General features: G+C 68.4%; 11 protein-coding genes. 6 read left to right on the plus strand and 5 right to left on the minus strand.

Features of this window, described 5'->3' with window-relative positions; genetic code table 11:
- Positions 1 to 20: 20 nt before the first annotated feature.
- The 3 genes from boxB to ACFPFG_RS18605 all read right to left on the minus strand — a co-directional run bounded on the left by boxB (position 21) and on the right by ACFPFG_RS18605 (position 4,266).
- Positions 21 to 1,448: a benzoyl-CoA 2,3-epoxidase subunit BoxB gene (gene boxB, locus ACFPFG_RS18595; RefSeq protein ID WP_047475127.1), complete on the minus strand. Its 1,428-nt coding sequence runs from the start codon at positions 1,446 to 1,448 to the stop codon at positions 21 to 23.
- Positions 1,449 to 1,486: 38 nt separating this feature from the next.
- Complete coding sequence (boxC, locus tag ACFPFG_RS18600) at positions 1,487 to 3,157, minus strand: 2,3-epoxybenzoyl-CoA dihydrolase (RefSeq protein ID WP_312373382.1); 1,671 nt, start codon at positions 3,155 to 3,157, stop codon at positions 1,487 to 1,489.
- Between the two features lie 194 nt (positions 3,158 to 3,351).
- Positions 3,352 to 4,266: a helix-turn-helix transcriptional regulator gene (locus tag ACFPFG_RS18605; protein WP_312373384.1), complete on the minus strand. Its 915-nt coding sequence runs from the start codon at positions 4,264 to 4,266 to the stop codon at positions 3,352 to 3,354.
- 174 nt (positions 4,267 to 4,440) lie between these two features.
- On the opposite strand from ACFPFG_RS18605, the gene ACFPFG_RS18610 reads away from it, so the two are divergent.
- Genes ACFPFG_RS18610 through ACFPFG_RS18635 form a run of 6 tightly spaced genes read left to right on the plus strand, consistent with a single transcriptional unit; the run spans position 4,441 to position 10,680 of the window.
- Positions 4,441 to 5,997 carry a benzoate-CoA ligase family protein gene (locus ACFPFG_RS18610; protein WP_380107770.1) on the plus strand — a complete coding sequence of 519 codons (1,557 nt, stop codon included), beginning with the start codon at positions 4,441 to 4,443 and terminating at the stop codon, positions 5,995 to 5,997.
- 58 nt (positions 5,998 to 6,055) lie between these two features.
- Positions 6,056 to 7,219 (plus strand): ABC transporter substrate-binding protein, encoded by a 1,164-nt coding sequence (locus ACFPFG_RS18615; protein WP_013799988.1) that lies wholly within the window; start codon positions 6,056 to 6,058, stop codon positions 7,217 to 7,219.
- A gap of 42 nt (positions 7,220 to 7,261) precedes the next feature.
- Complete coding sequence (locus tag ACFPFG_RS18620) at positions 7,262 to 8,134, plus strand: branched-chain amino acid ABC transporter permease (RefSeq protein ID WP_013799989.1); 873 nt, start codon at positions 7,262 to 7,264, stop codon at positions 8,132 to 8,134.
- A 3-nt stretch (positions 8,135 to 8,137) separates the two neighbouring features.
- Complete coding sequence (locus ACFPFG_RS18625) at positions 8,138 to 9,223, plus strand: branched-chain amino acid ABC transporter permease (RefSeq protein ID WP_183018667.1); 1,086 nt, start codon at positions 8,138 to 8,140, stop codon at positions 9,221 to 9,223.
- A complete protein-coding gene (locus ACFPFG_RS18630; RefSeq protein ID WP_380107773.1) occupies positions 9,216 to 9,974 on the plus strand; it encodes an ABC transporter ATP-binding protein in 759 nt (252 codons plus the stop codon). The genes ACFPFG_RS18625 and ACFPFG_RS18630 overlap by 8 nt, the downstream gene beginning before the upstream one ends.
- Positions 9,967 to 10,680, plus strand: a complete 714-nt coding sequence (locus tag ACFPFG_RS18635; protein WP_380107775.1) for an ABC transporter ATP-binding protein — start codon at positions 9,967 to 9,969, stop codon at positions 10,678 to 10,680. The genes ACFPFG_RS18630 and ACFPFG_RS18635 overlap by 8 nt, the downstream gene beginning before the upstream one ends.
- Here ACFPFG_RS18635 and ACFPFG_RS18640 read toward each other — a convergent pair whose 3' ends face one another.
- The gene (locus ACFPFG_RS18640; protein WP_012202024.1) at positions 10,681 to 11,154 is read right to left on the minus strand and encodes a hotdog fold thioesterase; all 474 of its coding nucleotides are present in this window, start codon (positions 11,152 to 11,154) and stop codon (positions 10,681 to 10,683) included.
- Between the two features lie 129 nt (positions 11,155 to 11,283).
- Positions 11,284 to 12,798 (minus strand): acetyl-CoA hydrolase/transferase family protein, encoded by a 1,515-nt coding sequence (locus tag ACFPFG_RS18645; protein WP_312373394.1) that lies wholly within the window; start codon positions 12,796 to 12,798, stop codon positions 11,284 to 11,286.
- Between the last annotated feature and the right edge of the window lie 63 nt (positions 12,799 to 12,861).

A 12,861-nucleotide genomic window follows, 5' to 3' on the forward strand; every position in this document is an offset into this window, starting at 1 on the left:
CTCCCTGCTGGCGCGGCGCTTCAGTTGAAGCGCACGTATTCGAAATCCACGGGCTGGCGGTTGATGCCCATGACCGGCGGCGCGATCCAGCCCGCGAACTGGCCCGGCTCCACGCAGCGGCCCATGAGCGAGGCGACGAAGGCGCGGTCGGCGTCCGAGGGCAGCCATTCGCCCTCGCGCATGCGCCATTCCTGCTCGCTGACCACGCGGCCGTCGGGGCTCATGCGCACGCCGGCCAGCGCGCCGATCTGGCGGTTGAAGGCCTTGTGCGGCACCGTGAGGCGGAAGTCGATGCCGGCCTTTTCCATGACCTTGTTCCAGCGGCCCACGCCCGCGTTGGAGTCCTTGATGTAGTCGTCGCGCAGCACCTCGTTGAGCGCGTTGAGCATGGGCACTTCCTTTTCCTGCAGCCTGCCGTCCACGACCTCCAGCACCTTGTAGTGCTGGTCGTGCAGGCGGTGGTCGTCCGCGCGCTTGCCTTCCTCGTAGCGGCCCTTGAGGCCGCTGCTGTAGAAGGTGGCGGCATTGCTGGACTGGTCGGCGCCGAACAGGTCGATGGTCACGCTGTAGTGGAAGTTCAGGTAGCGCTGCAGCGTGGGCAGGTCGATCACGCCGGCCGCGCGCAGGCGGCCCACGTCGTCGGTGCGCAGCTCGTTCATGACCTGGCAGGTGCGCTGCAGCACGCGCGAGACGCCGGACTCGCCCACGAACATGTGGTGCGCCTCCTCGGTCAGCATGAACTTGGTGGTGCGCGCCAGCGGGTCGAAGGCGCTCTCGGCCAGCGCCGCCAGCTGGAACTTGCCGTCGCGGTCGGTGAAGTAGGTGAACATGAAGAAGGACAGCCAGTCGGGCGTCTTCTCGTTGAAGGCGCCCAGGATGCGCGGGTTGTTCTCGTCGCCCGACTGGCGCTCCAGCAGGGCCTCGGCCTCCTCGCGGCCGTCGCGGCCGAAATGCTTGTGCAGCAGGTAGACCATGGCCCACAGGTGGCGGCCTTCCTCCACGTTGACCTGGAACAGGTTGCGCAGGTCGTACATGGACGGCGCGGTCAGGCCCAGGTGGCGCTGCTGCTCCACCGAGGCGGGCTCGGTATCGCCCTGGGTGACGATGATGCGGCGCAGGTTGGCGCGGTGCTCGCCAGGCACGTCCTGCCAGGCCTTCTCGCCCGCGTGGTCGCCGAAGTGCACCTTGCGGTCGGCCTCGGCCGGGTTCAGGAAGATGCCCCAGCGGTAGTCGCGCATCTTCACGTGGCCGAACTGGGCCCAGCCCTGGGGGTCCACGCTGATGGCGGTGCGCAGGTAGACGTCGTAGTCGGTGGAGCCTTCGGGGCCCACGTCGCCCCACCAGTTCAGGAAGTTGGGCTGCCAGCTCTCCAGCGCGCGCTGCAGGGTGCGGTCTTCGCCGAGGTTGACGTTGTTGGGGATCTTCTCGCTGTAGTTGATGGCGCTCATGGTGGGGTCTCCGTGGATGTTTCGGGGCGTGCCTGCGGTCAGACGCGGTTGAAGTCGAAGCCGGCCTTCTGGCCCGTGCCGTAGAGCTTGAGAGCGCCCTTGTCGCCCACGGCATTGGGGCGGTTGAAGATCCAGTTCTGCCAGGCCGACAGGCGCCCGAAGATGCGCGTGACCATGTTCTCGCGGCTGGCAAAGCGCAGGTTGGCCTCCAGGCCCGTGAGCGCATCGGGCGACATGGCGGCGCGCTCTTCCATGGCGATGCGGATCTCGTCGTCCCAGTCGATGTCGTCGGGCGCGGCCGTGACCAGCCCCAGGGCCAGGGCCTGGTCGCCGTCCAGCGCGCGGCCCGTGGCGGCGCGCGCGGCCTCCAGCGGCGCGGCCTCCTCGTAGAAGCGGCGCTGCAGGCGCGACTGGTCGTTGACCAGGGGCAGCAGGCCGAAATTGAATTCGTCCAGCTGGATGCGCGGGGCGCGCCCGGTGTCATCGGGCAGCACCAGCATGTAGGCGCGGTCGGCCGCGAAGGCCAGCTCGGCCAGCATGCCCACGAAGCAGGAGCCGGGCTCGATCAGCGCGAACAGCGTGCGCGAGGACACATCCAGCCGCGCAAAGCTGCGGCGCAGCAGGCCCAGCGTCTCGCGCGCCAGCCAGTGGTCCTGGTGGGCCAGCAGGGCTGCGTCTGCGGCCAGCACGGCGGCGGCATCGCCTTCGGTCTTGAGCAGCCAGGTGCCCACGTCCAGCTCGTTGGTGCGCAGGTGCAGGATGGCGTCGTCCAGCTCGCGGCCCATGGCCAGCGGCCACCAGGCGTCGCCGGCCTGCTCGATGGCTTCGAGGGTGGCGGGCTGCGGGCCTTGCCCAAGCGTGGGCGCCTTCACGGTCAGCGTGGCGCTGCGGCGCGCGCGGTCGATCTGCACGCTGACATGGCGGTAGTGCAGCGCGTCGTCCGTGGCCTCGCGTTCCAGGCGCGTGAGCGTGATGCCCTGCGCGCTGGCGGGGCGCGTGCTGCCCTCGGCCAGGCGCTGCGCGCGCTCGGCCACCACGGCCTCGAACTGCGCGGGCTTGGCCACGGCATCGACCAGGCGCCAGTCCACGGCGCGCTGGCCGCGCACGCCTTCGACGCTGGTGCAGAAGATGTCGGCCAGGTCATGGCGCACATGGCGCTTGTCGGTCACGCGGGTCAGGCCGCCCGTGCCGGGCAGCACGCCCAGCAGCGGCACCTCGGGCAGGGAGACGGAGGAGGAGCGGTCGTCGATCAGCACGATGTCGTCGCAGGCCAGGGCCAGCTCGTAGCCGCCGCCCGCGCAGGCCCCGTTGACGGCGGCCAGGAACTTCAGGCCCGAATGGCGCGAGCTGTCCTCGATGCCGTTGCGCGTCTCGTTCGTGAACTTGCAGAAGTTCACCTTCCAGGCATGGCTGGACACGCCCAGCATGAAGATGTTGGCGCCCGAGCAGAAGATGCGGTCGCGCCCGCTGGTGACGATGACGGTGCGCACCTGCGGATGCTCGAAGCGGATGCGGTTGAGCGCGTCGTGCAGCTCGATGTCCACGCCCAGGTCGTAGCTGTTGAGCTTGAGCTTGTAGCCGGGCCGTATGCCGCCGTCCTCGGCGATGTTCAGCTGCATGCGGGCGATGGCGCCCTCGACGGTGAACGACCAGTGGCGGTACTGGGCGGGCTCGGTGCGGTAATCGACAGTGGGGCTGGACGGGTGCATGGACGGCCTCTTGGATGAAAAATAGTGCAGTCGCAGATACGGTGCAGGCACAATTATGCAGATTCATCCAGAAAATGCACGCAACAACACGCACGATAGTGCGTGTTTTGGCCATATCCAGGGTAAACACCAGCCAGTACAGGCGAAAAAAATCCAGGCCTGGGGCCTGGATGCCGTGGGTTGCTGCCGCCGTCTCAGCGTGCGGGCAGGAACAGTGCCTTCAACTGATCGAAGCTCTGCTCCAGCGTCTGGCCGCTGGTATCCACCACATGGTCGGCCTTGGCGTAGAAGCCGGCGCGGCCTTCGAGGATGCTGCGCAGATCGTCCATGGCCTCGGGATTGGCGGCCATGGGGCGGGTGTCGCCCTGGGCCACGACGCGGGCCATGTGCTCCTCGGGCTGGGCCTTGAGCCAGACCGTGGTGCAGTGCGACAGCAGCTCGTTGAAGGTGGCCGGGTCGGAGACGATGCCGCCCGGCGTGGCGATGACCACGTCGCTGTAGATCTGCACGGCCTCCTCCAGCGCGCGGCGCTCGTAGCGACGGTAGGCGTTGGCACCGTACAGGTCGTGGATGGCGCGCACGCTGCAGCCGGCAATGCGCTCGATTTCCTGGTTGAGTTCGAGGAAGGGCACGCCCAGCTGCTCGGCCAGCATGCGGCCCAGCGTGGACTTGCCCGCGCCGCGCAGGCCGATCAGGGCGATGCGCGTGTGGCGCTGGCGGTCGCTGGGCGCCGTGCCCAGCAGCTCGCCCGCGGCCAGGCGCACGCGGCGCAGGTCCTCTTCGTTGCGGCCTTCGAGCAGCTCGCGGATCAGCAGCCATTCGGCGCTGGTGGTGGTCACGTCGCCCAGCAGCTCGGCCATGGAGCATTGCAGGGCTTGTGCAATATGGTGCAGCACCAGCACCGACACATTGCCCGTGCCGTATTCGAGGTTGGCCAGGTGGCGCTCCGAGACATCGGCCGCCGCCGCCAGGGCGCGCCGCGTCATGCCCCGGCGCGAGCGCAGGCTGCGCACACGCTCGCCCAGCGCCTGCAGCACCAGGTTCCTGGGGGCTTCTGAGAGGGAATCCGCCGCCCCGGCGGACTGGGCTGCCGTCTCGAACTGGTCCATAGAGTTTCCTTGAAGAGGGCGTGAATGATAAACAGTCGGGGTTAACACCAGCCATGCAATATAGTGCTTGACGTTGGATTGTGTTCTAACTATCTTTGTGTTGCACGCACAATATTGCATGTTGCGCGGAAGATCACAAGTCGGGCCGGATGCCCGATGTCGAAGGAGACCCCGATGATCGACTTCACCCAGCCCTTCAATTTCGCCGCGCACCTGTTCGCGCTCAACCGGGATCGGCCCGGCAAGATCGCCTACATCGACGACCACGGCACGCTGAGCTACGGCCAGCTGCAGCAGCAGGCGCAGCGCATGGCCAGCGGCCTGCTGGCGGCGGGCATCCACCGCGAGGAGCGCGTGCTGCTGCTCATGCACGACCGCCATGAATGGGCCGTGGCCTTTCTGGGCGCGCTGTATGCGGGCGTGGTGCCGGTGGCGGTGAACACCTTGCTCACGGCCGACGACTACGCCTACATGCTGGGCCACAGCCGCGCCCAGGCCGTGCTGACCTGCGATGTGCTGCTGCCCCTGCTGCGCCAGGCGCTGGACCGGGCGCCCAACGAGGTGCGCCATGTCTGGGTGGCCGGCGACGAAGCGGCGGCGCGCGCCGCAGGCTTTGCGCCGCTGCAGCCCTGGCTGGCGGCGCAGCCGCCGCTGCCCGCACCGGCGCCCACGCTGGGCGATGACCCGGGCTTCTGGCTGTATTCCTCGGGCTCCACGGGCAAGCCCAAGGGCGCGGTCCACACGCATGCCAATCCGTACTGGACGGCCGAACTCTATGGCGGCCCGGTGCTGGGCCTGGGCGAGGGCGACATCTGCTTTTCCGCCGCCAAGCTCTACTTCGCCTACGGCCTGGGCAATGCCCTGAGCTTTCCGCTGAGCGTGGGCGCCACCGTGCTGCTGATGGCCGAGCGGCCCACGCCCGAGGCCACCTTCGCGCGCTGGGTGCAGCACCGGCCCACGGTGTTCTTCGGTGCGCCCACGGGCTTTGCGGGCATGCTGGCCTCGCCCCTGCTGCCCGCGCGCGAGCAGGTCAGCCTGCGCATGTGCTCCTCGGCCGGCGAGGCGCTGCCGGCCGAGATCGCCCAGCGCTTCAAGGCGCATTTCGGCGCCGACATCGTGGACGGCATCGGCTCCACCGAGATGCTGCACATCTTCCTGTCCAACCGGCCCGGCGACATCCGCTACGGCACCACGGGCAAGCCCGTGGACGGCTACCGCGTGGAGCTGCGCGGCGAGGACGGCCGCCCGGTGGCCGATGGCGAGGTGGGCGACCTGTTCATCCAGGGGCCCAGCGCCGCCCTCATGTACTGGGGCAACCGCGACAAGACGCGCGAGACCTTCCAGGGCGGCTGGCTCAAGAGCGGCGACAAGTACGTGCGCGACGCCGATGGCTACTACACCTATGCCGGCCGCAGCGACGACATGCTCAAGGTCAGCGGCATCTATGTCTCGCCCTTCGAGGTCGAGGCCACGCTGATGCAGCACCCGGCCGTGCTGGAGGCCGCCGTGATCGGCAAGACCGACGCCGACGGCCTGCTCAAGACCAAGTCCTTCGTCGTGCTCAAGGACGGCTGCAGCGCCACCGAGGCCGAACTCAAGGCCTTCGTGAAGCAGCGTCTGGCCGCCTACAAGTACCCGCGCTTCATCGAGTTCGTGGACGAACTTCCCAAGACCGCCACCGGAAAGATCCAGCGTTTCAGGCTCCGTGAGCGCGAGGCCAGCGTCGGCTGAACGGCCCCTTCCGATTCCCCTGGCAAAAGCAAGACCCATCCACCACAAGGAGACACGCATGAACACCGATCGCAAACACTGGGCCGTCCTCGCCCTGACGGCCTCCCTGTCCTGCGGCGCATATGCGCAGGACAGGATCAAGGTCGGCTTCATGCTGCCCTACAGCGGCACCTATGCGGCGCTGGGCTCGGCCATAGAGAACGGCTTTCGCATGTTCGTGAACGAGCAGGGCGGCAGGCTGGGCGGGCGCGAGATCGAGTTCTTCAAGGTCGATGACGAGTCCGATCCGGCCAAGGCCACGGACAACGTCAACCGCCTGATCAAGCGCGACAAGGTCGATGTGCTGGTGGGCACCGTGCATTCGGGCGTGGCCATGGCCATGGCGCGCGCGGCCAAGGAAAGCGGCACCGTGCTCATCGTGCCCAATGCAGGCGCCGATGCGGTCACGGGCGCCATGTGCGCGCCCAACATCTTCCGTTCGTCCTTCTCCAACTGGCAGTCCTCCTATCCCATGGGCGTGGTGGCGGCCAGGCAGGAGGGCAGGAAAACCGCCATGACCATCACCTGGAAATACGCGGCCGGCGAGGAGATGACCAATGCCTTCAAGGAAGGCTTCGAGAAGGAGGGCGGCAAGGTCAGCAAGCAGCTCACCGTGCCCTTTCCCAACGTGGAGTTCCAGGCCCTGCTGACCGAGATCGCGGCCGCCAGGCCCGATGCGGTGTTTGCCTTCTTCGCGGGCGCGGGCGCCGTCAAGTTCGTCAAGGACTACCATGCGGCCGGCCTGCACAAGACCATCCCGCTGTACGGCTCGGGCTTTCTGACCGATGGCACGCTGGAGGCCCAGGGCGAGGCCGCCCAGGGCGTGCTGACCACGCTGCACTACGCCGACGAGCTGGGCACGGAGCGCGACCGGCGCTTTCGCTCCGCCTATGCCCAGGCCTACAAGTTGATGCCCGATGTGTATGCCGTGCAGGGCTACGACGCCGCCCAGATGCTGGGCGTGGGCCTGAAGGCGGCGGGCGGCGACATCGCGAAGAAGGCCGAGTTCCGCCAGGCCATCGAGAAGGCCACCATCCCCAGCCCGCGTGGCGACTTCACCATCAGCAAGTCGCACAACCCCGTGCAGGACATGTACCTGCGCAAGGTCGTGGGCAAGGAGAACCAGCGCATGGGCGTGGCCATCAAGGCCCTGGGCGATACCGGCCGCGGCTGCCGCATGTGAGGCGCGGGGCGCACTCATATACGGACGCATACGGACATCGCCATGGACCTTGCCACCTTTCTCGTGCAGTGCCTGAACGCCGTCCAGTACGGGCTGCTGCTGTTCCTGCTGGCCTCGGGCCTGACGCTGATCTTCGGGATCATGGGCGTGATCAACCTGGCCCATGGCAGCTTCTACATGATCGGCGCCTACATGGCCTTTGCGCTGTCCCCGCTGCTGGGCCAGCACTTCATCACCATGCTGCTGGCCGGCGTGGCGCTGACCGTGGTGCTGGGCTATGCGCTGGAGTGGGCCTTCTTCAGCTACCTCTACGAGCGCGAGCACCTGCAGCAGGTGCTGATGACCTTCGGGCTGATCCTGGTGTTCGAGGAGCTGCGCTCGCTGCTGGCGGGCAACGACGTGCATGGCGTGCCGCTGCCCGGCTGGCTGTCGGGCAGCTTCTCGCTGGGCGGGCTCATGAGCTATCCGTGGTACCGGCTGTTCGCCTCGGGCGTGTGCCTGCTGGTGGCGCTGGCGCTGTACTGGGTGGTCAACCGCACGCGCCTGGGAATGATGGTGCGCGCGGGCGCCAGCAACCGCGACATGGTGCGCGGCCTGGGCATCGACGTGAAGCGCCTGTACCGCATCGTCTTCGCCATCGGCGTGGCGCTGGCGGCACTGGCAGGCATGATCGCCGCGCCCATGAGTTCGGTCTATCCGGGCATGGGCGGCAACGTGCTCATCATCTGCTTCGTGGTGGTGGTGATCGGCGGCATCGGCTCGATCACGGGTGCGCTGCTGGCCTCGCTGCTGGTGGGCTTTGTCGATACCTTCGGCAAGCTGTTCTTCCAGGAGCTCAGCGGCATGAGCGTCTACCTGCTGATGGCGGTGGTGCTGGTGTGGCGGCCCCAGGGCCTGATGGGGCAAAGGAGCTGAACAATGGCCGTATCCAATCCTTCTCCTGCCCTGCTGGCAGCTGCCGTGCAGCCCCTGCAGCCTGTGCAGCCCGCAGAGATGCCGCAGCGCGCCTGCCGATGGCAGGCCTGCGCCGTGCCGCTGGCCTGCGTGGCGCTGCTGGCGCTGGCCGGCCCCTGGTGGTCGGACTATCTGTCGGGCCTGGTGGTCAAGACCATGATCCTGGCCATCTTCGCGCTCAGCCTGCAGCTGCTGGTGGGCGGCACGGGCCTGGTGAGCCTGGGGCATGCGGCCTTCATGGGCCTGGGCGCCTATGCCGCCGTGCTGTCCGCAGGCAACGAGGGCGGCAGCCTGCCGGCCATGCTGGGCTGGGCGCTGCTGGCCTCGGGCGGCTATGCGCTGCTGGTGGGCCTGCTGAGCCTGCGCACGCGCGGCATCTACTTCATCATGGTGACGCTGGCCTTCGCACAGATGGCCTACTTCGTGGTCCACGACACGGGCATCGGCGGCGGCAGCGATGGCATCTACCTGATGGCCCGGCCCGCGCTGGGCGCCATCGACATGGAAATCCCGCGCGTGCAGTACTACGTGGTGCTGGCCGCCCTGGTGCTGGTCTATGCCTTCCTGGCCGGGCTGCGCCAGTCGCGCTTCGGCGCGGCGCTGGCGGGCATACGCGTCAACGAACAGCGCATGCGCGCGGCCGGCTTCACCACCTACGGGTACAAGCTCGCGGCCTTCGTGCTGGCCGGCATGCTGGCCGGCGTGGCGGGCTTTCTGCTGGCGGTGCGCGATGCCGTGGTCAACCCCGAGCTGCTGTCCTGGCACCACTCGGGCGAGGTGCTGCTGATGGTCATCCTCGGGGGCCTGGGCTCGCTGCGCGGCGCCGTGCTGGGCACGGTGGCCTTCATCGCGCTCAAGGAGGTGCTGTCCACGCATGCCATCGTCGGCCCCATGGCCGATCACTGGCAGCTGAGCCTGGGCCTGGCCATCATCGTGCTCGTGGCCCTGCTGCCGAAAGGATTGATGGGGCTGATCGGGCTGGCGGGCCTTGCTCGGCAACGCGCTGGAGTACGCAACGAGGTCCACCACAAGGAGGCCGGACATGGCTGATGCGGCACTGCTTTCGGTGCGCGGCCTCACGCGCCGCTTCGGCGGGCTCACGGCGGTTGGCGGCGTGGACCTGGATCTGCACGAGGGCGAGGTCCATGCCGTGATCGGCACCAACGGCGCGGGCAAGTCCACCCTGGTCAACATGCTCTCGGGCGAACTGGCGGCCAGCGCGGGGCGCATCGCGCTCGCGGGCCAGGACGTCACGCGCATGCCCCAGCCCCGGCGCGCGCGTGCCGGCGTGGGCCGCAGCTACCAGCGCACCACCATCTTTCCCGAGTTCTCGGCACTGGAGAACTGCCGGCTCGCGGCCCAGGCGCAGATGGCGCTCAGGCCCTGGCAGCTGGGCCTGTCCGCCCAGCGCTGCGCGGCCAGCCTGCGCCAGGCCCATGCGGCCCTGGCGCAGGCTGGCCTGGCCGGGCAGGCCCAGGCCGTGGCCGGCACGCTGAGCCACGGCGCCAAGCGCCAGCTGGAAGTGGCCATGTGCCTGGCCACCGGCCCGCGCGTGCTGCTGCTGGACGAACCGCTGGCCGGCATGGGCGCCGAGGAGACCGAGCGCATGCTGGCCCTGCTGCAGGAGCTCAAGCGCGGCCATGCCGTGCTGCTGGTCGAGCACGACATGGACGCCGTGTTCCGCATCGCCGACCGCATCACCGTGATGGTCAACGGCTGCGTGGTGGCCACGGGCACGCCTGCGCAGATCCGTGTCGATCCGGTCGTGCGTACAGCCTACTTGGGAGAAGACCATGACTGAGCCCATGTTCGTCATCGACGAGCTGCATACCTACTACGGCGACAGCCACATCCTGCAGGGTGTGAGCCTGGCGCTGGGCGCGGGCCAGGCCGTGGGCCTGCTGGGGCGCAACGGCATGGGCAAGACCACGCTGATCCGCACGCTCATGGGCTATGTTCCGGCACGCTCCGGCCGCCTGCGTGCCGATGGCCGCGACTGCACGGGCGCGCCGCCCGAGCGCATGGCGCGGCTGGGCATTGGCTATGTGCCAGAGGGGCGCGGCATCTTCCCCAACCTCAGCGTGCGCGAGAACCTGGTCATGAGCGCCCGCCCCGGCCTGCAGGGAGAGCGCCACTGGACGCTGGAGCGCGTGCTCGACACCTTCCCCCGGCTCGCGGAGCGCCTGGCCAACGGCGGCGACCAGCTCTCGGGCGGGGAGCAGCAGATGCTGTCCATAGGCCGCGCGCTGATGACGCACCCGCGCCTGCTCATCCTCGACGAAGCCACCGAAGGCCTGGCCCCCCTGGTCGTCGCCGAAATCTGGCGCGTGATCGCCGCCATCCGCAGCACCGGCATCTCCACCCTGATCGTGGACCGCGACTACAAAAAGGTCCTGTCCCACACCGACCGCGCCGTGGTCATGGCCAAGGGCCGGCTGGCGCTGCAGGCCGATTCGCGGGAACTGCTGACGCAGCCGCAGCGCCTGTCGGAGTTGCTGGGGGTTTGATCAGGGCTGTGCCGCCACCGGCGGCTGCGCCGCGAGCTTGACGTTCTGCGCATGCGTGGGCGGCAGCAGCGCCATGGTCAGGCTGCAGGTGCAGGTCAGGCGGCCGGTTTCGTCGTGCAGTTCGATGGCCCAGACATGGGTGGTCTGGCCCAGGTGCACGGGGCGGGCCGTGCCCGTGACCCAGCCCTGGCGCGCGGCGCGCACATGGTTGGCCGAGACGTTCAGGCCGACGCTGCGCCAGCCTTCGGGGATGGAGCAGGCTGCCGCCACCGAGCCCAGGGTTTCGGCCAGCACCACGTTCACGCCGCCGTGCAGGATGCCGTAGGGCTGGCAGGTGCGCTGGTCCACGTGCACGCGGCCGCGCAGGAAGTCGTCACCGATCTCGGTGAACTCGATGCCCAGGTGCGAGACGGCCGTGTCGGCGCTCAGCGAGGTGATGTCTTCAAGGGTGAAGCTGCGCTTCCAGATCGGCATGGGAGAAGTCCTGTGGGTGCAACGAAAAAGACGGCCCCGTGGGCCGTCCTTGCATGCTACGCCAGTCCGGGCAGCCATGCCGATGGCTGCCTGTAGCCCAGGAGACTGCCGCTGGCGCGCTTGCGCGCTTCAGGCGCGCATGTCGCCCGTTTCCACGAAGCGCTGGTGCCAACTCAGCGCCTCGCCCAGGATGTGGGGCGTGTGCAGGGCGCCCTGGTGCTGGGCGCGGTCGAAGTAGTCCTGCAGCTGGGGGCGGAAGTCGGGATGGGCGCAGCGGTCGATGATGACCTGGGCGCGCTTGCGCGGCGACAGGCCGCGCAGGTCGGCCAGGCCCTGCTCGGTGACGATGATCTGCGTGTCGTGCTCGGTATGGTCCACGTGCGAGCACATGGGCACGATGCAGCTGATCTTGCCGCCCTTGGCCACCGAGGGCGTGACGAAGAAGGACAGGTAGCCGTTGCGCGCGAAGTCGCCCGAGCCGCCGATGCCGTTCATCATCCCCGTGCCCATGACGTGGGTGGAGTTGATGTTGCCGTAGATGTCGGCCTCGATCATGGAGTTCATGGCGATCACGCCCAGCCGGCGCACCAGCTCGGGGTGGTTGCTGATCTCCTGGGGGCGCAGGATGATGCGCTCGCGGTAGAAGTCGATGTTCTCCTCGAAGTCCCTGTAGGCGCTGCCGGACAGCGAGATCGAGGTGGCCGAGGCCTTGGCCATCTTGCCTGCGCGCAGCAGGTCCAGCATGCCGTCCTGCAGCACCTCGGTGAAGCCCAGCAGGTTCTCGAACGGACCCGTCAGCAGGCCGGCCAGCACGGCGTTGGCCACGTTGCCCACGCCCGACTGGATGGGCAGCATCTCCTTGGGCAGGCGGCCCATTTTCATCTCGTGCGCGAGGAAGTCGATGATGGACGCGGCGATCAGGTTGGAGTTGGCGTCGGGCTGGGCGAAGACGTTGTCGCGGTCGCCCTTATGGGTCTCGACCACGGCGACCACCTTGGCCGGGTCCACGCGCAGGTAGGGCTCGCCGATGCGGTCATCGGCATGGGTCAGGGCGATGGGCACGCGGCGCGGCGGGATGGCCGTGCCGTAATAGATATCGTGCATGCCTTCCATCTTGGCCGGCGGCTTGGTGTTGACCTCCAGGATCACCTTGTCGGCGATCTCCAGCCAGGTCTTGTTGTTGCCCACGGCGGTGGAGGGGATGAGGCGCCCGTCCTCGGTCACGCCCAGCACCTCGACCACGGCCACGCTCATGGGGCCCAGGAAGCCGAACCACGCATGCTGGGCCACGTGGGACAGGTGCATGTCGATGAAGTCGATCTCGCCGGCATTGATCCTGGCGCGGCAGGTCGGGTCGGTGTTGAAGGGCAGGCGCTGGCCAAGGGCGTCGGCCTCGGCCAGCGCGCCGTCCATCTCGGCCGCCGTGGAGGCGCCGGTCCAGACATTGATCTTGTAGGGCCGGCCGGCCGCGTGTTCGCTCTTGGCGTGCCGGGCGATGGCCTGGGGCAGGGCCTTGGGGTAGCCCGCGCCCGTGAACCCGCTCATGCCGACGTTGACGCCGTGGGGGATCAGGGCGGCGGCCTGCTCGGCCGTCATGGTGCGCGAAAGGAATTCTGGGAAACGTACGCGGTCTGCGAGGGACATCTATGGCTCCGGCTGACGGCTCGCGCCAGCCGGCAACATGCCGCAGCGCTGGCTTGCAAGCCT

The sequence above is a fragment of the Delftia deserti genome (genome assembly GCF_042653485.1).
Taxonomy (GTDB): Bacteria; Pseudomonadota; Gammaproteobacteria; order Burkholderiales; family Burkholderiaceae_C; genus Comamonas; species Comamonas acidovorans.